Raw genomic sequence first — 23,183 nt, 5'->3', positions numbered from 1 at the left:
ATTCATGATGATTATTGATTTGAAGATAATGTTTTACTACCAACGGTAAAAATCGGTCATTCCGCATGGTATTCACGAAAAGTTTATGTTTGAGTGGTGCGCAAACGTCAGATTGAAAAAGGATGAACTATGAAATCGGGCCGCTTTATTGGCGTTATGTCAGGCACCAGCCTTGATGGTGTTGATGTTGTGTTGGCGACAATTGATGAACACCGGGTCGCACAGCTGGCAAGTTTGAGTTGGCCGATCCCGGTATCTCTGAAACAGGCTGTACTGGATATTTGCCAGGGCCAGCAGCTTACACTTTCGCAGTTTGGACAGCTTGATACTCAACTCGGGCGACTTTTTGCTGATGCGGTCAATGCCTTGCTTAAGGAACAAAATCTGCAGGCAAGAGATATAGTTGCGATCGGTTGTCACGGTCAAACCGTCTGGCATGAACCGACGGGCGTGGCACCACACACTTTACAGATTGGCGATAACAATCAAATTGTGGCACGCACCGGAATTACGGTTGTCGGTGATTTTCGCCGTCGCGATATTGCCTTGGGAGGACAAGGCGCACCGCTGGTACCTGCGTTCCATCATGCGCTGCTGGCTCACCCAACCGAGCGACGAATGGTGCTCAATATTGGCGGCATCGCCAATCTGTCACTGCTCATTCCTGGGCAGCCGGTTGGGGGCTACGATACCGGTCCTGGTAACATGCTGATGGATGCCTGGATCTGGCGTCAGGCCGGTAAACCTTACGATAAAGATGCCGAGTGGGCACGGGCGGGTAAAGTTATTCTCCCACTGCTGCAAAATATGCTCAGCGACCCGTATTTCTCGCAACCTGCACCGAAAAGCACCGGACGCGAATACTTTAACTATGGTTGGCTGGAGCGCCATTTGCGCCATTTTCCGGGTGTTGATCCCCGAGATGTGCAGGCGACACTGGCAGAACTCACCGCCGTGACCATTTCTGAACAAGTTTTGTTGAGCGGTGGCTGCGAACGATTGATGGTATGTGGTGGAGGTAGTCGTAATCCGCTACTCATGGCGCGTCTGGCGGCATTACTGCCAGGCACAGAAGTCACCACCACCGATGCCGTTGGTATTAGTGGCGATGACATGGAAGCATTGGCTTTCGCCTGGCTTGCCTGGCGGACGCTGGCGGGATTACCAGGAAATCTGCCTTCCGTCACTGGCGCAAGCCAGGAGACGGTACTGGGGGCTATTTTCCCCGCTAACCCGTGATATCAGAGTTAACTGAATTTTTCTTACCGCGTCTGCCGTTACACTTGGAACGTTAGGGAGGGCGTATTGCCCTCCAGACCAGGAAAGTCTTCGGGATATGACTATGAAAAAACTGTTAATTATCATTTTGCCGGTCCTTCTCTCCGGCTGTAGCGCCTTTAATCAGCTGGTTGAGCGCATGCAAACCGATACGCTGGAATACCAGTGTGATGAAAAACCGTTGACGGTCAAACTGAATAATCCGCGCCAGGAGGTCAGTTTTGTTTACGATAATCAACTACTGCATCTCAAACAGGGCATTTCAGCCTCTGGCGCGCGTTACACTGACGGAATCTATGTTTTCTGGTCGAAAGGCGATGAAGCGACTGTCTATAAACGCGACCGCATCGTCTTGAATAACTGTCAGTTACAAAATCCACAGCGTTGAGATTTTTCCAGGGGCGGCGCACAATAGCGTCACCCACTGACAATCCGTAAAGAAAACCATGTCTGATAACGACGAATTGCAGCAAATCGCGCATCTGCGCCGTGAATACACCAAAGGCGGGTTACGCCGCCGCGATCTTCCCGCCGATCCATTAACCCTTTTTGAACGTTGGCTCTCTCAGGCTTGTGAAGCCAAACTGGCGGACCCTACCGCGATGGTGGTCGCTACCGTGGATGAACATGGTCAGCCTTATCAGCGCATCGTTTTACTCAAACATTACGACGAAAAAGGCATGGTGTTTTACACCAACCTCGGCAGCCGTAAAGCACATCAAATCGAAAATAATCCGCGCGTTAGCCTGCTGTTCCCGTGGCATACCCTTGAGCGCCAGGTGATGGTGATCGGTAAAGCAGAACGACTTTCGACTCTCGAAGTGATGAAATATTTTCATAGCCGCCCGCGTGATAGCCAGATTGGTGCATGGGTTTCGAAGCAGTCCAGTCGCATTTCTGCCCGCGGTATCCTTGAAAGTAAATTCCTGGAGCTGAAGCAGAAGTTTCAACAGGGCGAAGTGCCATTGCCGAGCTTTTGGGGCGGTTTTCGCGTCAGCCTTGAACAGATTGAGTTCTGGCAGGGTGGTGAGCATCGCCTGCATGACCGCTTTTTGTACCAGCGTGAAAATGATGCGTGGAAGATTGATCGTCTTGCACCCTGAAAAGATGCAAAAATCTTGCTTTAATCGCTGGTACTCCTGATTCTGGCACTTTATTCTATGTCTCTTTCGCATCTGGCGAAAAGTCGTGTACCGGCAAAGGTGCAGTCGTTATATACATGGAGATTTTGATGGCAAGCAGTAACTTGATTAAACAATTGCAAGAGCGGGGGCTGGTAGCCCAGGTGACGGACGAGGAAGCGTTAGCAGAGCGACTGGCGCAAGGCCCGATCGCGCTCTATTGCGGCTTCGATCCTACCGCTGACAGCTTGCATTTGGGGCATCTTGTTCCATTGTTATGCCTGAAACGCTTCCAGCAGGCGGGCCACAAGCCGGTTGCGCTGGTAGGCGGCGCGACGGGTCTGATTGGCGACCCGAGCTTCAAAGCTGCCGAGCGTAAGCTGAACACCGAAGAAACTGTTCAGGAGTGGGTGGACAAAATCCGTAAGCAGGTTGCCCCGTTCCTCGATTTCGACTGTGGAGAAAACTCTGCTATCGCGGCGAACAACTATGACTGGTTCGGCAATATGAATGTGCTGACCTTCCTGCGCGATATTGGCAAACACTTCTCCGTTAACCAGATGATCAACAAAGAAGCGGTTAAGCAGCGTCTCAACCGTGAAGATCAGGGGATTTCGTTCACTGAGTTTTCCTACAACCTGTTGCAGGGTTATGACTTCGCCTGTCTGAACAAACAGTACGGTGTGGTGCTGCAAATTGGTGGTTCTGACCAGTGGGGTAACATCACTTCTGGTATCGACCTGACCCGTCGTCTGCATCAGAATCAGGTGTTTGGCCTGACCGTTCCGCTGATCACTAAAGCAGATGGCACCAAATTTGGTAAAACTGAAGGCGGCGCAGTCTGGTTGGATCCGAAGAAAACCAGCCCGTACAAATTCTACCAGTTCTGGATCAACACTGCGGATGCCGACGTTTACCGCTTCCTGAAGTTCTTCACCTTTATGAGCATTGAAGAGATCAACGCCCTGGAAGAAGAAGATAAAAACAGCGGTAAAGCACCGCGCGCCCAGTATGTACTGGCGGAGCAGGTGACTCGTCTGGTTCACGGTGAAGAAGGTTTACAGGCGGCAAAACGTATTACCGAATGCCTGTTCAGCGGTTCTTTGAGTGCGCTGAGTGAAGCGGACTTCGAACAGCTGGCGCAGGACGGCGTACCGATGGTTGAGATGGAAAAGGGCGCAGACCTGATGCAGGCACTGGTCGATTCTGAACTGCAACCTTCCCGTGGTCAGGCACGTAAAACTATCGCCTCCAATGCCATCACCATTAACGGTGAAAAACAGTCCGATCCTGAATACTTCTTTAAAGAAGAAGATCGTCTGTTTGGTCGTTTTACCTTACTGCGTCGCGGTAAAAAGAATTACTGTCTGATTTGCTGGAAATAATGCATTAAGTGGAAAGGGGGAGTGAGAAATCACTCCCCCTGGTTTTTATACAGGGAACATGATGAAAAATATTCTCGCTATCCAGTCTCACGTTGTTTATGGTCATGCGGGTAACAGTGCGGCAGAGTTTCCGATGCGCCGCCTGGGCGCGAACGTCTGGCCGCTGAACACCGTTCAATTTTCTAATCACACCCAATACGGCAAATGGACTGGCTGCGTGATGCCGCCCAGCCATTTAACCGAAATTGTGCAAGGCATTGCCGCCATTGATAAATTACACACCTGTGATGCCGTATTAAGTGGCTATCTGGGATCGGCGGAGCAGGGTGAACATATCCTCGGTATCGTCCGTCAGGTGAAAGCCGCGAATCCGCAGGCGAAATATTTTTGCGATCCGGTAATGGGTCATCCGGAAAAAGGCTGTATCGTTGCACCGGGTGTCGCAGAGTTTCATGTGCGGCACGGTTTGCCTGCCAGCGATATCATTGCGCCAAATCTGGTTGAGCTGGAAATACTCTGTGAGCATGCGGTAAATAACGTCGAAGAAGCGGTTCTGGCAGCGCGCGAACTCATTGCGCAAGGGCCACAAATTGTGTTGGTTAAACACCTGGCGCGAGCTGGCTACAGCCGTGACCGTTTTGAAATGCTGCTGGTCACCGCCGATGAAGCCTGGCATATCAGCCGTCCGCTGGTGGATTTTGGTATGCGCCAGCCGGTAGGTGTTGGTGATGTGACGAGCGGTTTACTGCTGGTGAAACTGCTTCAGGGGGCAACGCTGCAGGAGGCGCTGGAACATGTGACCGCTGCAGTCTACGAAATCATGGTGACCACCAAAGCAATGCAGGAATATGAGCTGCAAGTGGTGGCTGCTCAGGATCGTATTGCCAAACCAGAACATTACTTCAGCGCAACAAAGCTCTGAAATATCTCATTTCGGCCCACAACGACCTGTGGGCCGATGGCTATTACTTTAAGCCTTCCGCTGACAGCGCGTCTTGTACTTCCGGACGTTCAGCCATACGTTGCATAAATGCTGCAATGTGCTCTAACCCTTCCAGATTCAGTTTCACCGCGTATGCCCAGCGCAGAACCGTAAACAGATAGGCATCAGCAATTGTAAATCTTTGCCCGCAGATCCAGTGCTCATCCTTCAGTGCCTCGTTCACATATTGCAGCTTCTTCTCCAGCTGCGCGCGAACTGTCGGTTTGTACTCTTCCGGTGTATCAGGGCGAAACAGAGGTGTGAAACCTTTATGCAGCTCGGTGGCGATGTAATTCAGCCATTCGATGGTTTTATAGCGGGAAATACTGTTTACCGGTGCCAGCAACTGGCGGTCGGGGACGCTGTCGGCAAGATACTGCATAATCGCTACGCCTTCCGTCAGCAAAGTACCGTCATCCAGCAGCAATGCAGGCACCTGCCCCTTAGGGTTAACGGCAAAGTAATCGTCACCGTTTTCGAGACGTTTTTTCATTAAATCCACACTGACGAGGGTAAAATCCTTTCCGCTCTCACGCAGGGTGATATGGGAAGCGAGAGAGCAGGCACCCGGTTTGTAGAACAATTTCATCGGTAACTCCTTTTGTCTGTGGTTTAAAGTATGGTAGTGCGTTGCTGAACAAAAAAAAAGCCGCTAACGAAAAGTTAGCGGCTTGTAAAAGAGTTTCCCTGAATTTTACGCTACGGCTGCTTTCGCCGCTTTGTCTGCAGCGTCATCCTGCGTCATGCGGTGCAGTTTCGGCGCGGTCAGCAGCATCAGTACTGCAATAACGGCAGTAGCGACACCAATCTGCAAGAATACGCGACCATAGACTTCCAGTGACATCAGCGGATCGGTAACGTTATCCGGCACAGCCATCATACCCGCAACATAACCACCAATCAGGTTTGCACCGGCAGTGGTCAGGAACCAGCTACCCATAATGAAGCCCATCAGACGCTGCGGAACGAGTTGAGCAACCATTGCCAGACCCAGACCAGAGATCATCAGTTCCCCGATGCTCTGCAGGCCATAGCTTGCGACCAGCCAGCTTACAGACACGATACCAGCGTCAGACGCGAATTTCGCACCCAGCGGCAGAATCAGGAACGCACCAGAACACATCACCATGCCGATTGCAAACTTGGTTGGCATCGGCAGGGTATCGCCCATCTTGTTATAGATAGCGGCCAGAATCGGACTACCGATGATGATCCAGAACGGGTTCAGTGCCTGATACTGCTCAGGTTCTACGGCCAGACCCAGAATGGAGTGCTCAACGTTACGAATCGCAAAGAAGTTCAGTGACGTTGGCATCTGGCTGTACAGCACGAAGAAGATAATGGCTTCGAGCATCAGGATGAAGGCAACGATCATTTTACGACGCGCAGCACCTTTCATCGCGAAGGCTTCTTTACCGAAGATAACCACGATACCGAAGGCAACAACGCCCAGCGCCATACGCGCAACTTCCTGATTGTGCAGCAGCCAGGTGGCGATAGCGATCAGTGCCACAACACCAATAATGGTCAGCAGCAGGTTACGGTAGTTGATAGGCTCGAAGTCTGGTTTTGAACCGTACTGTTTAACCCAGCGTTGGCAGAAGGCGAAGTTAACGATAGTGATCAGCAGGCCTACAACGCTCAACGCAAACGCAACACTCCAGCCGTATTTCGCGGCCAGCCACGGCGTAGCAATCATAGAGAAGAAAGAGCCGATGTTGACGGACATGTAGTACATGGTGAATGCACCGTCCAGACGCGGGTCGTTTTTCTCATAGCATGTAGAAAGCAGAGAAGACGGGTTAGCTTTAAACAGGCCGTTACCGACCGCAATAGCCGCCATACCCATATAAACGATACCGGCGTCGTGACCAGACCAGGCAACCAGAGCATAACCAATCGCCAGCACAATAGCGCCGAGCATAATTACGCGTTTAGTACCCAGTACCTTGTCACCTAACCAGCCGCCGATAGCGACCAGACCATAAACCAGGGCACTAAAGGAAGAGAAAAGGGTGATTGAATCCGCTTCAGACATACCCAGTTGTTTAACCAGGTAAACAGCCATAATTCCTTGTAGGCCGTAATAACCAAAACGTTCCCATAACTCAATCGAGAAGATGAGATAGAACGCCTTCGGTTGTTTGAAAGCGTTCAAACTGACGCTTTCAGTTGGTTTTTGGTTTGCAGTGGACACTTTTACCTCTTTTTTTACATCCCATATTAACGGGGGTGCTTTCTCGCGTTATGTATAAAAAACATACGCGCAATTGTTATAGTGGGAGGGGAAACGGCAGGTAATGTTCACTATCTTGCACTTTCAGACAAGTCCTTTGTAATAATCTGTTACATATAACTGAGGCGGGGAATTCAACCATTCCGGGAAATGTTATCCAGCGTTAAATTTTTCAAAAAACGTAACGGCAGATTTTTTCACTGCACTGAGAGGGGGGTGATGGCTTAACGGCGATATGTTCTGCTATTTAGCGTTTTTACTAGTGAGATAGTCCAGTTTCTTAAAAATAGCCAGTGTAATGTTTTGTAGGTCAATATTTGTTGCGTGTGTAAATTTAAATGATTTTAACCTGATTCTTGCAATGTTTTTACATTGCGACAGCATCGTGATCTTGATCACGAATGAATAGAAAATTTCGCTATTAAAAAAACAATTAACCTGCATTTTTGGTTATCCGCAAACGGATTACCTGATGATAACGCTAAGCAATGGCATCATTGACGTTAAAAAGATGTTTTAAAAGAGGATAAAGAAAGGTTATCAATGGGGTAATCGGTGTTACCCCTTTTCTTCAGATGTCAACTTTCTCTTTGTATTCACAAAGATCTTCAATAATACAAGAGCCACAGCGGGGCTTGCGGGCAATGCAGGTATAACGCCCGTGCAGGATCAACCAATGGTGGCAGTCGACTTTAAACTCTGCCGGAACCACTTTCAGTAGCTTTTCTTCTACCTGTTCGACGTTTTTCCCCGGCGCAAATTGAGTACGATTACAAACGCGGAAAATGTGCGTGTCGACAGCAATAGTCGGCCAGCCGAATGCAGTGTTTAATACGACGTTGGCTGTTTTACGACCTACGCCGGGCAGGGCTTCAAGCGCAGCACGATCTTCCGGAACCTCGCCATTATGCTGCTCCAGCAAGATACGGCAGGTTTTGATGATATTTTCTGCTTTGCTGTTATAAAGCCCAATCGTTTTGATATAGGTTTTCACCCCTTCAACGCCCAGTTCAAGCATCGCTGCAGGCGTATTCGCCACCGGGTAGAGTTTCGCCGTCGCCTTATTAACACTGACATCGGTCGCCTGAGCGGAAAGCAGTACGGCAATCAGCAATTCAAAAGGCGAACTGAAATTAAGCTCGGTGGTGGGATGAGGATTGTTCTCACGCAGGCGAGTGAGGATCTCCAGGCGTTTTGCTTTATTCATCAGACATTCCCTGTTTCACCGTTTGGCAATGCACGTTCTGCAGCTGCTTCAGCACGGCGCTTTTTCATTCTTTCATCAATCAGGTATTTTCCTGCCAGCATCAGTCCCAGACCAATAAATGCACCTGGTGGCAGCATCGCCAGCAGGAAAGGGGAGTCGGTGTGGAAAATCTCCACGCGTAATACTTTTGCCCAGCTACCTAACAGCGCATCTGCACCGTCAAACAATGTGCCATTGCCGATAATTTCGCGTAGTGAACCCAGCACGAACATGGCGCAGGTTGCGCCCATACCAATTGAAAAGCCGTCCAGTGCCGAAAGCGCCGGACCTTTTTTGGCGGCGAAGGCTTCAGCGCGGCCCACAACGATACAGTTAGTGACAATCAGCGGAATAAAAATCCCTAATGATTGATACAGGCCAAAGGCGTAGGCGTTGATCAGCATCTGTACAGCGCTGACCACCGAGGCGATGATCATCACGTAAATGGGAATGCGGATCTCGGCTGGCGTCCAGTGACGCAGCGTCGAAATGGTCAGGTTGGTCAGCGTCAGTACCAGCGTAGTCGCAAGTCCTAAACCCAGAGCGTTAGTGGCAGTGGACGTGACCGCCAACAGAGGACAAAGGCCGAGCAACTGGACCAGCGCAGAGTTGTTTTTCCACAACCCCTGAACAATAACGTCTTTAATTTCGCTCACGCTTTATTCTCCACAGGCAGGAAGTTGAGAAAGTTGTGCCGGTAACGTCTGAGCGTACAATCCGGCGCGTTTTACCGCATTAACCACCGCGCGGGGAGTAATCGTCGCGCCGGTGAACTGGTCGAAATCACCACCATCTTTCTTCACCGCCCAGTGCGCATCATCTGCACCACTGATTTTTTTACCCGCAAAATGGGTGATCCAGTCAGAAAGGCGCAGTTCGATTTTATCGCCAAGCCCTGGCGTTTCGTGGTGCTCTGTCACGCGCGTGCCAAGTACCGTGCCGTTAAAATCGGCTCCCACCAGCAGCTGAATCGCACCGGAATAGCCATCTGGCGCGGTTGCTTCCAGAACGGCGGCTACCGGTTTGTCATCCTGTTTGGCGATGTAAACCCGATGCTCACCTTTACCTAACTCTGGCGCAGTTACCAGATAGCAACTCTGTGCCAGCGCATTGTTATAGCGTTCGGCTGGCAGCACCTGATCAAATAACGCCTTTTGTTGCAGACTGGCCTGTTCAGCAATCGTCGTTTTGGTCATCTGGTTGATGGCCGCAGTTAACCCTGTTGAACCCGCTGCAAATAGCGCCAACGTAATGCCGTGTTTTCGGATAGTTTTCAGCATGGTTTACCCTTTGCGATGGCCGTAGACGCGCGGACGCGTGTAGTAATCGATCAGAGGAACCGTGATGTTCGCCAGCAGGACGGCAAAAGCCACGCCGTCAGGATAGCCGCCGAAACTGCGGATCAACCAGACTAATAAGCCCGCAAGCGCGCCGAAAATAAGACGACCACGATTGGTCGTAGAAGCGGTAACCGGGTCAGTCAAAATAAAGAATGCGCCGAGCATGGTCGCTCCAGACAGCAGATGAATTTGCGGTGCTGCCAGTGTTTCTGGTGAGAACAACCAGCCCAACATTGCGCATAACGCCAGCGTTACTAAGAAGCTGAGGGGAATATGCCAGCGAATCGCTTTCTGCCATAGCAACCATACGCCGCCAGCCAGCCAGGCGAGATTTACCCATTGCCAACCAGCGCCCGCCAGAATACCGCTGTAGATCGGATATTGCATAATCTGTTCAACCGAATGACCGGCACGGACAGAGGTTTTAAATGTATCCAGCGGTGTCGCCTGACTAATGCCATCAATACCTAAGCGTAGTGTGTTCATATCACCACCACTGGCGGTATGACCGCTAAAAATAACCTGGATGGCGTCGATAAAACCAGGGATGTTGACCGCAATTTCATGTGGCGGTAACCAGCTGGTCATCTGCACGGGGAAGGAGATCAGTAAGACCACATAACCAATCATTGCCGGATTAAACGGGTTTTGTCCCAGACCGCCATACAACTGTTTAGCGATGATCACCGCAAACACCGTACCCAGCACGACCATCCACCATGGCGCGAGGGGGGGAATACTTACCGCCAGCAATAAGCCTGTCAGCAATGCTGAGTTATCTTTCAACGTTGCGGCTACCGACTGCTTGCGTAGTTTGAGTACGAGAGCTTCGGCTAACAGAGCACTAACCGATGCCAACAGGATCTGAACGAGAGTACCCCAACCAAAAAACCACAGTTGCGCTGCGATTCCTGGCACGGCTGCGAGCAACACCAACAGCATAATGCGCGATGTCTGGCGCTGGTTATGGGTATAAGGGGAGCTAGCTATTCTGAATACCATTTAGTCCTCGTTTACAACCTTCTGCTGGGCGGCTTTTTTGGCCTGAGCGCGGGCAATAGCCGCGGCAACTGCCGCTTTGCGCGGATCAACCTGTTCTTCTGGTTCTGCGTTAGTCTGTTGCTGTTCCAGCTTGCGCGCTTTGGCACGGGCAATAGCGGCTTCGACGGCGGCTTTGCGCGGATCAACCTGTTCTTCTGGTTCCGCATTAGCCTGTTGCTGTTCCAGCTTGCGCGCTTTGGCACGGGCAATAGCGGCTTCGACGGCGGCTTTGCGCGGATCGACCTGTTGTTCTGGTTCCGCATTAGCCTGTTGCTGTTCCAGCTTGCGCGCTTTGGCGCGGGCGATAGCTGCTTCAACGGCAGTTTTACGTGGATCAGCAACGGTTGCTGCGTCGTTAGTTTGCTGCAGTTCTGCCTGTTTCGCTCTGGCTTGCGCTTTACGGGCTTCCCGTGCTGCAATAATTGCACTGTTATCCGGGCGTTCGCCCGCTTTAATCACAATAGGCTGTGTAGCCTGGGCCTGTTTCTCTTTCACCCGCGCCAGAGCGGCAGCAATCGCATCTTTATCTTTGGCTGCAGGTTGAACGGCTGCGCTCTTATGTCGTTCAAGGCGAGCCGCTTTTTCGCGCTCCAGACGAGCCTGGCGCGCTTCGAAACGCGCTTTGGCTTCTGCGGCGCGCTTTTCTTCCTGACGAATAGCCGCAATTTCAGCTTTTTCCTGACGGAAATATTGCACCAGGGGAATATTGCTCGGGCAAACCCACGCGCAAGCCCCACATTCAATGCAATCAGCAATGTTATGCGTGGTAGCTTTATCGTGTTGCTGACCTTTGCTGAACCAGTACAACTGTTGCGGCAAAAGATCCGCAGGGCAGGCGTCAGCACAGGCGCTACACCGGATGCAGCTTTGTTCTTCCTGTGGTTCGCCAAGTTCATTGGCAGAGGGAGCCAACAGACAGTTGGTAATCTTTACGACCGGGACATCCAGCCATGGCAAGGTAAAGCCCATTAGCGGGCCACCCATAATCACCATTTGATCGGCAGAGGGGCAGAATCCGGCATCATTCAATAAATGACGCACTGGCGTCCCCAGCCGTGCCCAGACGTTGCCCGGGCGAGCGATTGCTTCGCCAGTCAGGGTTACAACACGCTCGGTAATCGGCTCGCCATCAATAACGGCACGTTTCACTGCATAAGCAGTGCCGACGTTTTGCATTAATACGCCGATATCGGATGAACGCCCGCCATGTGGAACCTGCTTCCCGGTCAGAATGTAGGTTAATTGTTTAGCACCGCCAGAAGGATATTTGGTTGGAATCACCCGCAGAGAAATATCGTTAGAGTCCGCCAGCACCGCGCGCAGCATGGAAATCGCCTGCGGTTTGTTATCTTCAATGCCGATAAGAATTTCGCGTGGCTGCAGAATATGCGCAAGAATGCGAATACCCTCTACGACCTGAGCCGCGCAATCCTGCATCAAACGGTCATCGGCGGTAATGTACGGCTCGCACTCAGCCGCGTTGATAATCAACGTTTCAATCTTATCTCCGCCACCCTGCAATTTAACGCCTGTCGGGAATCCTGCACCGCCCAGCCCGGCAACACCAAACTGATGTATGCGCTCGATTAACTCTTCGCGACTGCGAGTGCGATAATCGGCCCAGCCGTCGCGCGGGATCCAGCAGTCTTCACCATCGGCATCAATAATCACGCTTAATTCAGCTAAAGCTGAAGGATGAGCCGTAGAGTGGGGCGCAATAGCCGTAACGGTACCCGAGGTGGGCGCGTGAACAGGCAGCATTTTGCCGCGACCACGGGTAAGCGGCTGGCCGCGCAATACTTTATCGCCGACGCTAACGCACAACTCACCTTCAGCGCCAATATGCTGTTTCAGTGGAATAACAAAACGCTGCGCCAGGGGTACCTGGCGCAGGGGTGTACCGTTGGACTGGGTTTTCATCTCCGGTGGATGGATGCCGCCGTTGAAATCCCAGATTTTATTTTTTCTGAATGCAGAGAATAACTTAAGCATGGTGTTCCACGGGAATGATACGCACGGGAATGGTGTTCAGATCCCATTTCCAGGAGTCAGGTGTTTCTGCGACCGGTTGCAACGAGATGCAGTGCGTCGGGCACGGATCAACACATAAATTGCAGCCCGTACAGAGATCACTCATTACCGTATGCATGGCACGGGTAGCGCCAACGATGGCGTCTACCGGACACGCCTGAATACATTTAGTGCAGCCAATACAGTTATTTTCATCAATAACCGCCACCATCCGCGCAGGCGTTATCTCTTGCGCTTCGCCATCCAGCGGCTGCGGCTCGACATTAAGCAACTCGGCAATTTTTAGCATCACAGCTTCGCCACCTGGGGCGCAACGGTTGATTTTTTCACCGTTACAGCTGATGGCTTCCGCGTAGGGGCGACAGCCGGGATAACCGCACTGACCACACTGGCTCTGCGGTAAGATTTCGTCAATTTTCTCAACGACCGGATCGTCTTCCACCGCAAAACGGCGGGAGGCATAACCCAGAATGGCGCCAAACGCCAGGCCCAGCAGGCTCACGGCGGCAACGGCAATCCAGATAGCATTCATTACAACTTCACCAAACCACTAAAGCCCATAAAGGCCAGAGACATAAGACCTGCGGTAATTAACGCAATGGCATTACCGCGAAAAGGTGCCGGGACATCAGCCACAGCAAGGCGTTCGCGGATGGCGGCGAAGAGCACCATCACCAGCGAGAAACCGACAGCGGCGGAAAAACCGTACAGCGCCGACTGCAAGAAATTGTGCCCGAGATTGATATTCAGCAACGCCACGCCGAGCACTGCACAGTTGGTGGTGATAAGCGGCAAAAAAATCCCCAGCAGACGGTAAAGCACCGGGCTGGTTTTGCGCACCACCATCTCGGTGAACTGCACGACCACAGCAATCACCAGAATAAATGCCAGGGTGCGCAGGTAAATCAGATTAAGTGGGATCAAAATCCACGTATCGATAAGCCAGGCGCAAATAGACGCCAGCGTCATCACAAACGTTGTTGCCAGCCCCATGCCCATCGCGGTTTCCAGTTTTTTGGAAACCCCCATAAACGGACAGAGACCGAGAAACTTGACCAGTACAAAGTTATTGACCAGTACAGTTCCGACAAACAGTAACAGGTAGTCAGTCATTTTTCGGCCTGAAATAAAAAAGCCGCCTATTATCCGTTAATCCAGAGCAGGCGACAACAGGTTAACTGTAAGGTTATTACGGATTCACAAACGTCGCTTTTACCCGCGACGAGCGTTTGAAATAGGGGACGATCAATGCGGTTGCCAACAAAGTAAACAGCAACTGGCGAACGGCTATGCCATCTTCCACGGGTGAAAAAGCGAATGCTTTTACTGCCAGCAATACGGAAATAAGCAGCCAGATAATATAGTGTTTAGGAACACAACGCCGACGTTTAAAGAAAGCGATGGTCAACCACAGTGTGTAATACCACATGGCGATAGCGGTAATAAAAGAAACGCCCCATAAGATTTGTGTCGTCAGTGCTTGTCCGCCGAGCGTTTGAAATGTTTGCGGAGAAGATAACGCAGCGGTATACAGCAACAACGCCAGCGTCGTACTCAACAGAGCGACTAAAAGCCAGGCCAACGGGCCAAGCAACCAGCCTCCAATACGTTGTGGCGTTGTGGTGGTCATAGGTTCTCCAGAATAGCGACGCAAACAGGCAAATCTAATTTTAGGGGCGTTATTATAAGGCTTTTATAACCGATCGCTACTTTCTTTATTGGACATAGTGCCAGACGGACTTCGGTACCTGGCCGAGGTCAAACAAACGCCCGCCAGAAACCAGCTCTGCGCGACGGTGATCGGCAGCACGATACATATTGATCAGTTCCTGATCGTCCGTCAGGGTGTAATTAAGATGGTCGTAGAGTTTTTCCAGACTTTCGAGTGAACTGATTTTGCGAAATTTTAATAAGTAGTCCTGAACAGTCATAAAAGGTCCATAAAATAATTAATACCAAAGGGGTAGGTATTATTAGTGATGATAAAATTTCACCAAAAGTGAACGCTTGTGTTATTACAATAATAAGAATGCGCTGATGGCAAATATTCAGGGATGAAAAACTGCTCTGAAAAGAGTAACGCGCTTTACTATCCCTGACAATCACCAACAACATCGAACAAGATAATAAATTCCTGGTTTAATATCCGACAAGTGAAAACATGCACCCGGACGGGCAGCATGTCGCTCCACAAGTGCAGAGCTTACTTGTGTTGTACCGAAGCACTCTGTTCAGGTGGCTGATAGTTGTCAATGTGACTCGCCACGCCAAGAAGAATGACTGAAACGACAAGAACGATCCAACCTGTTAATTCAATAAGACGATTCATTACAGCCCACATCTCTCTTGATTGATCCATTAACTTCAGGGGGTAAATGTTACTTAGCAATAATAGCTCCAGCAAGATTTTTACTGAGGTTTTTGCGATATTTAGCTTTTGTCGTTGGAAAATTCGCTATTTTTTTGACTTAAGTTAAACAACATCCCTTATTGCTGGCAGGTTATTAAACTGTTGAGCGTGGGTAAAGGATAGTGTCAAATAGCCATCATACTTCAATGAGAGGCAATGACATGAGCGACAACATCCGTGTTGGGTTGATTGGGTATGGTTATGCGAGCAAAACCTTCCATGCGCCCCTGATTGCGGGCACGCCCGGGCTGGAACTGGCGGTAATCTCCAGCAGTGATGAAACAAAAGTAAAAGCCGACTGGCCAACGGTTACGGTTGTCTCTGAGCCGAAGCATCTGTTTAACGATCCCAACATAGACCTGATTGTCATTCCTACACCCAACGATACCCATTTCCCGTTAGCCAAAGCGGCGCTTGAGGCGGGTAAACATGTGGTCGTTGATAAACCCTTTACCGTGACACTGTCACAAGCGCGAGAGCTGGATGCGCTGGCAAAAAGCCTGGGGCGTGTGCTGTCTGTATTCCATAACCGTCGCTGGGATAGCGATTTCTTGACGCTAAAAGGTTTACTCGCGGAAGGCGTGCTGGGTGAAGTTGCTTACTTTGAGTCTCATTTTGACCGCTTCCGTCCGCAGGTGCGCGATCGTTGGCGTGAACAGGGCGGCCCAGGCAGCGGTATCTGGTACGATTTAGCACCACATCTTCTTGATCAGGCCATTACGCTTTTTGGTTTACCGGTCAGCATGACGGTAGATTTGGCACAGTTACGGCCCGGAGCGCAGTCGACCGATTATTTCCACGCCATCTTGTCCTATCCACAGCGGCGAGTCATTTTACACGGTACCATGCTGGCAGCCGCTGAGTCAGCACGGTATATCGTGCATGGATCCCGAGGCAGTTATGTGAAATATGGCCTCGATCCACAGGAAGAACGTCTGAAAAATGGCGAGCGTCTACCGCAGGAAGACTGGGGCTACGATATGCGTGATGGCGTACTTACCCGCGTGGAAGGTGAGGAACGTGTCGAAGAAACGCTGTTGACGGTGCCTGGGAATTATCCGGCTTACTATGCGGCTATTCGTGATGCGTTAAATGGCGATGGTGAAAATCCGGTTCCGGCAAGCCAGGCAATCCAGGTAATGGAGTTGATTGAGCTGGGCATCGAATCCGCCAAACATCGCGCGACTTTGTGCCTTGCATGAAAAATGGATGGTGCATTTGCACCATCCATTTTGTTACTTCGCGGCGACTTTTTCTCGCAGTGCGCGTTTTTCCTCAGCGCTGAGGAAAGCCATTTCCAGACCATTAATCTGTGCCTGGCGGATTTGCTCGCGGGATAACCCAGCAGCTGGCGCGGCAACGGTATATTCGTGAATGATATCCACTCCCTGTACGCCGGGATCGTCAGTGTTAATGCTGGCACGAATGCCATGCTCAAGGAACGTTTTCAGCGGATGTGCAGCCAGCTCTGCTACGGTGCTGGTCTGAATATTGGAGGTCAGACAGGATTCAATACCAATTTGTTGCTCGGCGAGAAAATCCATCAGCGCCCGATCTTCAATGGCTTTTACGCCATGTCCAATACGCTCCGCACCCAGTTCACGAATCGCCTGCCAGATGCTTTCCGGCCCGGCAGCTTCGCCTGCATGGACGGTAATATGCCAGCCCGCATCACGCGCGCGGTTGAAGTGAGAAAGGAACAGACTTCCCGGGAAACCAAGTTCATCACCGGCTAAATCAAGTGCGGTAATCTGGTCACGGTGGGCTAAAAAGGCCTCCAGCTCTTGCTGACAGGCGGCTTCGCCGAAGGTCCGGCTCATAATGCCGATAAGCTTCGCCTGCACACCAAAGGTGCGGCAACCTTCACGTACGCCATCGATCACCGCTTCGACAACACCCGCTACAGGCAGCTGATGTGCCATTGCCATGTAGCCTGGTGAAAAACGCAGCTCGACATAGTGCAGGCCGTGACGGGCTGCATCTTCAATGTTTTCAAATGCCACGCGGCGACAGGCATCAAGAGAGGCGAGAACTTTAACGCCCCAATCAAGTTTGGTCAGAAAGCTCACCAGATCGGGTTCGTTGGCAATGACCTGAACGTGGGGAATCAGTGTTTCCAGGGATTGTGCAGGAAGCGAGATATTATACTGGCGGCCAAGTTCAAGAATGGTCTGGGGACGAATGTTGCCATCAAGGTGGCGATGGATATCAGTTAATGGCAGGGTGGTATCAATCATGGTCGCACTCTTTTTCTGGATATAAAAGTGCGCACCATTATAAAAACAAAGCAGGGTAAAAATCCACGATTGCGCAACGATTTTTTACGTTGCGCAATTGGGGTTAACGAACAGCGCGGATGGCGTTAATTAATCCAGCCACACCTTTTTCCAGTTTCGAACGTGGGCAGCCGGCATTGAGACGGACAAAACCACGACCTTCTTCACCGTAGGTATACCCCGGCATGATCGCGACTTTTTCTTGTTCGATAAGTGCTTTTTGCAACGCGTTGTCGTCAATATTCAACGGACGTAAATCAAGCCATGCCAGATAAGTGGATTGTGGGATCTGCCAGTTGAGTTCAGGAAACGCGGCGTTCATTTTATCTGCGATATACGTCAGGTTATCTTTCAGATAGATGCGTAAGGCATCCAGCCACGGCGCGCCTTGCTGATAGGCGGCGATATGGGCAGTTAACGCCAGTACCGAAGGGGAAGAAAGCCCATCACGGCCTTTCAGTGCCGATAAATAGGCATCGCGGCTACTGCTATTTTCTATAATCCCGTAAGCACCGGTCAGGGCGGGAATATTGAAACTTTTCGAGCCCGACGTTAGCAACGCCCAGTCTCCGCGAGCCACATTACTCCAGGGAATATGCGGCTGCTCGCCCCAAACCATATCCATATGGATTTCATCGGAAATAACCCGCACACCATGACGCTCGCACAGGTCAGCCATGATCTCCAGCTCATCGCACGTCCACACTTTCCCGGTAGGATTCTGTGGGCTACACAGGAGCATAATTTTACATTCTGGTTTCGCCAACACGGCTTCCAACTTGCCCATATCGCAAAACCAACCATCAGCCTGCTTCTCTAAAGCAACGGGCATTACTGTGCGCTGGTTACCTTCAATGGCCTTGTAAAATGCGTCATAGGCGGGTGTGTGGATCACCACGCCTTCACCTGTTTCAGACCACTGACGAATCAGTTCTGAAACCATATAGATGACAGAAGGGCCATACACCACCGTCTGAGAATCGATGGCGGTGTAATGCTGGGTGGAAAACCAGTGGGCAATAGCCGCGAGAAACTCATCGTTTTTCCAGCGGCTGTAGCCAAATACGCCGTGCATCAGGCGCTGATTCAGCGCCTCGATAATGCAGGGGGCAGTGGCAAAATCCATGTCTGAAATCGTGAACGGTAACAGGTCAGCAGTGCCGAAACGGTCAGCGACATAATCCCACTGTGTACACCATGTGCCATGACGATCCACGACCTTTGAAAAATCGAACATATCTTATCCTTATGCCTGGACAGTATGCATCAGACCGGCCATTTCATCTTTTACTGACTGAACTTGTGGCCCGATAACAACCTGCAGGTTATGTTGATTAAGTTGTACTACGCCAATTGCCCGATTGTCCTTCAGTGCCTGCACATTAACAAGCGACATATCTTTCACAGACAAACGCAGACGGGTAATGCAGTTATCGAGGCTGACAATATTGTCGGCACCGCCTAATGCTTCGAGGATTGCAGGAACGTTGTAACCTGATTTACCCGGCGCACCGGCAACGGCTTTTTCGATTGAGCTGGCAACTTCGCTATCGCGCCCCGGGGTTTTCAGATTGAAGCGGGTGATAGCGAAACGGAAGATGACGTAGTAAACGACAAACCAGATTGCCGCCACCACTGGCACCATGTACCACTTGGTTGACAGACCATGCAAAATACCGAACACCACGAAGTCGATGATATTGCCGTCGGTATTACCGATGGTGACGCCGAGCACAGACATGACGGTGAAGCCGAGGCCGGTTAACAGCGCGTGGATGACATACAGAACTGGCGCTACGAACAGGAACAGGAATTCCAGCGGTTCGGTAGTGCCGCCAACGACGCAGGCGATCAGGCCAGAAATCAGCAGACCTTTAATTTTATGGCGATTTTCCGGGCGCGCGCAGTGATACATAGCTAACGCTGCACCTGGCAGACCGCCGAGAAACGCAGGCATTTTACCTTGCGAAAGGAAACGCGTGGCGCTTTCAGAAAAACCGTGAGTGGTCGGGCAACTCAATTGCGCCTGGAAGATGGTCAGTGCGCCGCTGACGGTTTGACCGCAGACTTCCTGCGTGCCGCCTGCGTCGGTAAAGCGAATTAATGCCACCAGAATGTGATGCAGACCAAACGGCAACAGCAGACGTTCACCGGTACCAAACAGCATCGGTCCGAAATCACCCGCGCTGTTTATCATATGGCCCAAGCCGCTAATACCCATGGCGAAAATCGGCCAGACTAATGGAATCACCAGGCCGACAAGGCCCATCACCAGCGAGGAGATAATTGGTACGAAGCGCGTACCGCCGAAGAATGCCAGCGCATCCGGCAGGCGGATATTATGGAAACGCTCATGCAGCATCCAGACGATAATACCGGCGATCACCGCACCGAGGATCCCGGTATCGATCGACTGGATCCCAAGAATGCTCTGGATGTTATTGGCTTTCAGAACCGCGGCATCCGTGGTTGGCAGAATGCCTTTATTGGTCAACCAGAAGTTTACCGCGAGGTTCATTACCGCATAACCGACGAAGCCAGCGAATGCCGCTACGCCTTTATTTTCGCGTGCCAGGCCCAGCGGGATGGCGATACAGAACATGACAGGCAGGAAACTAAAAGCAAACGAGCCAATCTTACTCATCCAGGTAAAGATAGCCTGCAACACGGGGTTGCCCAGGACCGGGATCAGGGTTATGACATCATGGCTGCTAAGAGAACTACCAATGCCGAGCATAATGCCGCAGAACGACAATAATGCCACGGGTAACATGAAGGTTTTGCCTAACTGCTGGAAGAACTCCCACAGCGTGACTTTCGGTGCTGTTTTCGCCGTCATAAAACGACTCCTCGTAGAGAACAATCTGGATTCAGTAAATTGCGCGAGAAGATAAAACGTTTTATCAAATTTTAGTGAGGCATAAATCACATTACGCAACGATAATAGCGGGTATAAGATAAATAAAAGGTAAAACGTTTTATCTGTCACATAATCAGGGAGTAGGTCATCTGCATGGCTACCGCCAAAAAAATAACCATTCATGATGTTGCGCTGGCTGCGGGCGTGTCGGTAAGTACCGTTTCGCTGGTGCTTAGTGGCAAAGGGCGAATCTCTACCGCCACAGGAGAACGCGTTAACGCCGCCATTGAAGAGCTGGGATTTGTGCGCAATCGCCAGGCGTCGGCGCTGCGCGGCGGGCAAAGCGGCGTCATTGGTTTGATCGTCCGTGATTTATCTGCGCCGTTTTACGCCGAATTGACGGCCGGATTGACGGAAGCTCTGGAAGCGCAGGGACGGATGGTTTTTTTGCTTCACGGCGGTAAAGACGGTGAGCAGCTGGCACAGCGGTTTTCACTGTTACTGAATCAGGGTGTCGATGGTGTGGTAATTGCCGGAGCTGCAGGAAGTAGCGATGACCTGCGACGGATGGCAGAAGAAAAAGCTATCCCGGTGATTTTCGCTTCCCGTGCCAGTTATCTTGATGATGTTGATACGGTTCGCCCGGACAACATGCAGGCTGCACAGTTGTTGACGGAGCATCTCATTCGCAATGGGCATCAGCGGATCGCCTGGCTGGGAGGGCAAAGTTCCTCATTAACCCGTGCAGAACGGGTTGGGGGCTATTGTGCAACTCTACTAAAATTTGGCCTGCCGTTTCATAGCGATTGGGTGTTGGAGTGCACTTCCAGCCAGAAGCAAGCCGCGGAAGCTATCACGGCGCTTTTACGTCATAACCCGACCATCAGTGCCGTGGTTTGCTATAACGAAACTATTGCGATGGGGGCATGGTTTGGTTTGCTCAAAGCAGGGCGGCAAAGCGGGGAAAGCGGAGTCGATCGTTACTTTGAGCAACAGGTTTCGCTGGCGGCATTTACCGATGCGACACCAACCACACTTGATGATATACCTGTTACCTGGGCCAGCACGCCAGCGCGGGAACTTGGTATCACACTTGCGGATCGCATGATGCAAAAAATCACCCATGAAGAGACGCATTCACGCAATCTTATTATTCCCGCCCGGCTCATTGCAGCGAAATAATCCTCTCTTTATCTGCTATACCTGGTAGTGTCCTTTCCTCAAGGTTAATGATAAAAAATGTGGCACACAGGCGGTGCCTTTTATTTTTACTGAAGTTCACAGGAGGTTTATGTGTTTAATTCTGACAACCTGAGACTCGACGGAAAATGCGCCATCATCACAGGTGCGGGTGCAGGTATTGGTAAAGAAATCGCAATTACATTCGCGACAGCTGGCGCATCTGTGGTGGTCAGTGATATTAACGCCGACGCAGCTAACCATGTTGTAGACGAAATTCAACAACTGGGTGGTCAGGCATTTGCCTGCCGTTGTGATATTACTTCCGAACAGGAACTCTCTGCACTGGCAGACTTTGCTATCAGTAAGCTGGGTAAAGTTGATATTCTGGTTAACAACGCCGGTGGCGGTGGACCTAAACCGTTTGATATGCCAATGGCGGATTTTCGCCGTGCTTATGAACTGAATGTGTTTTCTTTTTTCCATCTGTCACAACTTGTTGCGCCAGAAATGGAAAAAAATGGCGGTGGCGTTATTCTGACCATCACTTCTATGGCGGCAGAAAATAAAAATATAAACATGACTTCCTATGCATCATCTAAAGCTGCGGCCAGTCATCTGGTCAGAAATATGGCGTTTGACCTGGGTGAAAAAAATATTCGGGTAAATGGCATTGCGCCGGGGGCAATATTAACCGATGCCCTGAAATCCGTTATTACACCAGAAATTGAACAAAAAATGTTACAGCACACGCCGATCAGACGTCTGGGCCAACCGCAAGATATTGCTAACGCAGCGCTGTTCCTTTGCTCGCCTGCTGCGAGCTGGGTAAGCGGACAAATTCTCACCGTCTCCGGTGGTGGGGTACAGGAGCTCAATTAATACACTAACGGACCGGTAAACAACCGTGCGTGTTGTTTACCGGGATAAACTCATCAACGTCTCTGCTAAATAACTGGCAGCCAAATCACGGCTATTGGTTAACCAATTTCAGAGTGAAAAGTATACGAATAGAGTGTGCCTTCGCACTATTCAACAGCAATGATAGGCGCTCACCTGACAACGCGGTAAACTAGTTATTCACGCTAACTATAATGGTTTAATGATGGATAACATGCAGACTGAAGCACAACCGACACGGACCCGGATCCTCAATGCTGCCAGAGAGATTTTTTCAGAAAATGGATTTCACAGTGCCTCGATGAAAGCCATCTGTAAATCTTGCGCCATTAGTCCCGGGACGCTCTATCACCATTTCATCTCCAAAGAAGCCTTGATTCAGGCGATTATCTTACAGGACCAGGAGAGGGCGCTGGCCCGTTTCCGGGAACCGATTGAAGGGATTCATTTCGTTGACTATATGGTCGAGTCCATTGTCTCTCTCACCCATGAAGCCTTTGGACAACGGGCGCTGGTGGTTGAAATTATGGCGGAAGGGATGCGTAACCCACAGGTCGCCGCCATGCTTAAAAATAAGCATATGACGATCACGGAATTTGTTGCCCAGCGGATGCGTGATGCCCAGCAAAAAGGCGAGATAAGCCCAGACATCAACACGGCAATGACTTCACGTTTACTGCTGGATCTGACCTACGGTGTACTGGCCGATATCGAAGCGGAAGACCTGGCGCGTGAAGCGTCGTTTGCTCAGGGATTACGCGCGATGATTGGCGGTATCTTAACCGCATCCTGATTCTCTCTCTTTTTCGGCGGGCTGGTGATAACTGTGCCCGCGTTTCATATCGTAATTTCTCTGTGCAAAAATTATCCTTCCCGGCTTCGGAGAATTCCCCCCAAA

24 protein-coding genes are annotated in these 23,183 nt (G+C 50.8%); 9 read left to right on the top strand and 15 right to left on the bottom strand.

The annotated features are described in order from the left end of the window. The first annotated feature begins 129 nt into the window (after positions 1-129). From anmK to pdxY, 5 genes are all read left to right on the top strand, one after another. Positions 130-1,239 carry an anhydro-N-acetylmuramic acid kinase gene (anmK, locus tag RTW80_RS07275; RefSeq protein WP_000835077.1) on the top strand — a complete coding sequence of 370 codons (1,110 nt, stop codon included), beginning with the start codon at positions 130-132 and terminating at the stop codon, positions 1,237-1,239. A gap of 97 nt (positions 1,240-1,336) precedes the next feature. Beyond that, positions 1,337-1,666, top strand: a complete 330-nt coding sequence (gene mliC, locus RTW80_RS07270) for a C-type lysozyme inhibitor (RefSeq protein ID WP_000178044.1) — start codon at positions 1,337-1,339, stop codon at positions 1,664-1,666. A gap of 58 nt (positions 1,667-1,724) precedes the next feature. Further along, entirely contained in the window at positions 1,725-2,381 is a 657-nt protein-coding gene (gene pdxH / locus RTW80_RS07265) for a pyridoxamine 5'-phosphate oxidase (RefSeq protein ID WP_001282319.1), read from the top strand. A gap of 128 nt (positions 2,382-2,509) precedes the next feature. Continuing rightward, the gene (gene tyrS / locus RTW80_RS07260; RefSeq protein ID WP_001295400.1) at positions 2,510-3,784 is read left to right on the top strand and encodes a tyrosine--tRNA ligase; all 1,275 of its coding nucleotides are present in this window, start codon (positions 2,510-2,512) and stop codon (positions 3,782-3,784) included. 58 nt (positions 3,785-3,842) lie between these two features. Next, a complete protein-coding gene (gene pdxY / locus RTW80_RS07255) occupies positions 3,843-4,706 on the top strand; it encodes a pyridoxal kinase (RefSeq protein WP_001307229.1) in 864 nt (287 codons plus the stop codon). Between the two features lie 43 nt (positions 4,707-4,749). Here the strand turns inward: pdxY and gstA are convergent, their stop codons facing one another. From gstA to blr, 12 genes are all read right to left on the bottom strand, one after another. Further along, on the bottom strand, positions 4,750-5,355 hold the full coding sequence (gstA, locus tag RTW80_RS07250) for a glutathione transferase GstA (RefSeq protein WP_000765749.1): 606 nt from the start codon (positions 5,353-5,355) through the stop codon (positions 4,750-4,752). A 105-nt stretch (positions 5,356-5,460) separates the two neighbouring features. Beyond that, entirely contained in the window at positions 5,461-6,963 is a 1,503-nt protein-coding gene (dtpA, locus tag RTW80_RS07245) for a dipeptide/tripeptide permease DtpA (protein ID WP_000100932.1), read from the bottom strand. Positions 6,964-7,573: 610 nt separating this feature from the next. After that, positions 7,574-8,209: an endonuclease III gene (nth, locus tag RTW80_RS07240; protein ID WP_001030339.1), complete on the bottom strand. Its 636-nt coding sequence runs from the start codon at positions 8,207-8,209 to the stop codon at positions 7,574-7,576. After that, positions 8,209-8,904, bottom strand: a complete 696-nt coding sequence (gene rsxE, locus RTW80_RS07235) for an electron transport complex subunit RsxE (RefSeq protein ID WP_001289652.1) — start codon at positions 8,902-8,904, stop codon at positions 8,209-8,211. The genes nth and rsxE overlap by 1 nt, the downstream gene beginning before the upstream one ends. A gap of 3 nt (positions 8,905-8,907) precedes the next feature. Continuing rightward, positions 8,908-9,528, bottom strand: a complete 621-nt coding sequence (rsxG, locus tag RTW80_RS07230) for an electron transport complex subunit RsxG (protein WP_000920784.1) — start codon at positions 9,526-9,528, stop codon at positions 8,908-8,910. 3 nt (positions 9,529-9,531) lie between these two features. Continuing rightward, positions 9,532-10,590: an electron transport complex subunit RsxD gene (rsxD, locus tag RTW80_RS07225; protein WP_000231927.1), complete on the bottom strand. Its 1,059-nt coding sequence runs from the start codon at positions 10,588-10,590 to the stop codon at positions 9,532-9,534. Next, the gene (rsxC, locus tag RTW80_RS07220; protein ID WP_024250378.1) at positions 10,591-12,621 is read right to left on the bottom strand and encodes an electron transport complex subunit RsxC; all 2,031 of its coding nucleotides are present in this window, start codon (positions 12,619-12,621) and stop codon (positions 10,591-10,593) included. It abuts the gene before it with no gap. Continuing rightward, on the bottom strand, positions 12,614-13,192 hold the full coding sequence (rsxB, locus tag RTW80_RS07215) for an electron transport complex subunit RsxB (protein ID WP_000991805.1): 579 nt from the start codon (positions 13,190-13,192) through the stop codon (positions 12,614-12,616). Before rsxB ends, rsxC begins: the two co-directional genes overlap by 8 nt. Further along, positions 13,192-13,773 (bottom strand): electron transport complex subunit RsxA, encoded by a 582-nt coding sequence (gene rsxA, locus RTW80_RS07210; protein WP_000133193.1) that lies wholly within the window; start codon positions 13,771-13,773, stop codon positions 13,192-13,194. The genes rsxB and rsxA overlap by 1 nt, the downstream gene beginning before the upstream one ends. 76 nt (positions 13,774-13,849) lie before the next feature. Next, positions 13,850-14,290 carry a DUF2569 domain-containing protein gene (locus RTW80_RS07205; RefSeq protein WP_000214176.1) on the bottom strand — a complete coding sequence of 147 codons (441 nt, stop codon included), beginning with the start codon at positions 14,288-14,290 and terminating at the stop codon, positions 13,850-13,852. A gap of 85 nt (positions 14,291-14,375) precedes the next feature. Next, positions 14,376-14,591, bottom strand: a complete 216-nt coding sequence (ydgT, locus tag RTW80_RS07200) for a transcription modulator YdgT (protein ID WP_000217950.1) — start codon at positions 14,589-14,591, stop codon at positions 14,376-14,378. A 272-nt stretch (positions 14,592-14,863) separates the two neighbouring features. Further along, positions 14,864-14,989 (bottom strand): division septum protein Blr, encoded by a 126-nt coding sequence (blr, locus tag RTW80_RS07195; protein ID WP_001300888.1) that lies wholly within the window; start codon positions 14,987-14,989, stop codon positions 14,864-14,866. Between the two features lie 242 nt (positions 14,990-15,231). Between blr and RTW80_RS07190 the strand changes: the two genes are divergently transcribed. Continuing rightward, the gene (locus RTW80_RS07190) at positions 15,232-16,272 is read left to right on the top strand and encodes an oxidoreductase (RefSeq protein ID WP_001282516.1); all 1,041 of its coding nucleotides are present in this window, start codon (positions 15,232-15,234) and stop codon (positions 16,270-16,272) included. A gap of 33 nt (positions 16,273-16,305) precedes the next feature. On the opposite strand, the gene add is transcribed toward RTW80_RS07190, so the two are convergent. The 3 genes from add to malX form a co-directional block, all read right to left on the bottom strand. After that, the gene (gene add / locus RTW80_RS07185) at positions 16,306-17,307 is read right to left on the bottom strand and encodes an adenosine deaminase (protein ID WP_000567490.1); all 1,002 of its coding nucleotides are present in this window, start codon (positions 17,305-17,307) and stop codon (positions 16,306-16,308) included. Between the two features lie 103 nt (positions 17,308-17,410). Further along, positions 17,411-18,583 (bottom strand): bifunctional maltose regulon transcriptional repressor/cystathionine beta-lyase MalY, encoded by a 1,173-nt coding sequence (gene malY / locus RTW80_RS07180; protein ID WP_000459379.1) that lies wholly within the window; start codon positions 18,581-18,583, stop codon positions 17,411-17,413. Between the two features lie 9 nt (positions 18,584-18,592). Further along, entirely contained in the window at positions 18,593-20,185 is a 1,593-nt protein-coding gene (gene malX, locus RTW80_RS07175) for a PTS maltose transporter subunit IICB (RefSeq protein ID WP_000125609.1), read from the bottom strand. Positions 20,186-20,359: 174 nt separating this feature from the next. On the opposite strand from malX, the gene malI reads away from it, so the two are divergent. From malI to uidR, 3 genes are all read left to right on the top strand, one after another. Next, positions 20,360-21,388, top strand: coding sequence for a mal regulon transcriptional regulator MalI (malI, locus tag RTW80_RS07170; protein ID WP_000179510.1), 1,029 nt, complete (start codon positions 20,360-20,362; stop codon positions 21,386-21,388). Positions 21,389-21,499: 111 nt separating this feature from the next. Continuing rightward, positions 21,500-22,267 carry a 7-alpha-hydroxysteroid dehydrogenase gene (hdhA, locus tag RTW80_RS07165; RefSeq protein ID WP_000483353.1) on the top strand — a complete coding sequence of 256 codons (768 nt, stop codon included), beginning with the start codon at positions 21,500-21,502 and terminating at the stop codon, positions 22,265-22,267. A gap of 220 nt (positions 22,268-22,487) precedes the next feature. Then, positions 22,488-23,078: a DNA-binding transcriptional regulator UidR gene (uidR, locus tag RTW80_RS07160; protein ID WP_000969092.1), complete on the top strand. Its 591-nt coding sequence runs from the start codon at positions 22,488-22,490 to the stop codon at positions 23,076-23,078. Positions 23,079-23,183: the final 105 nt, after the last annotated feature.

The organism is Escherichia sp. AM3, from assembly GCF_032029835.1.
In the GTDB taxonomy this organism is placed as follows: Bacteria; Pseudomonadota; Gammaproteobacteria; order Enterobacterales; family Enterobacteriaceae; genus Escherichia; species Escherichia coli.
Note: the sequence above shows the minus strand (reverse complement) of the source record. Positions and strands in the feature narration are given on the sequence as shown.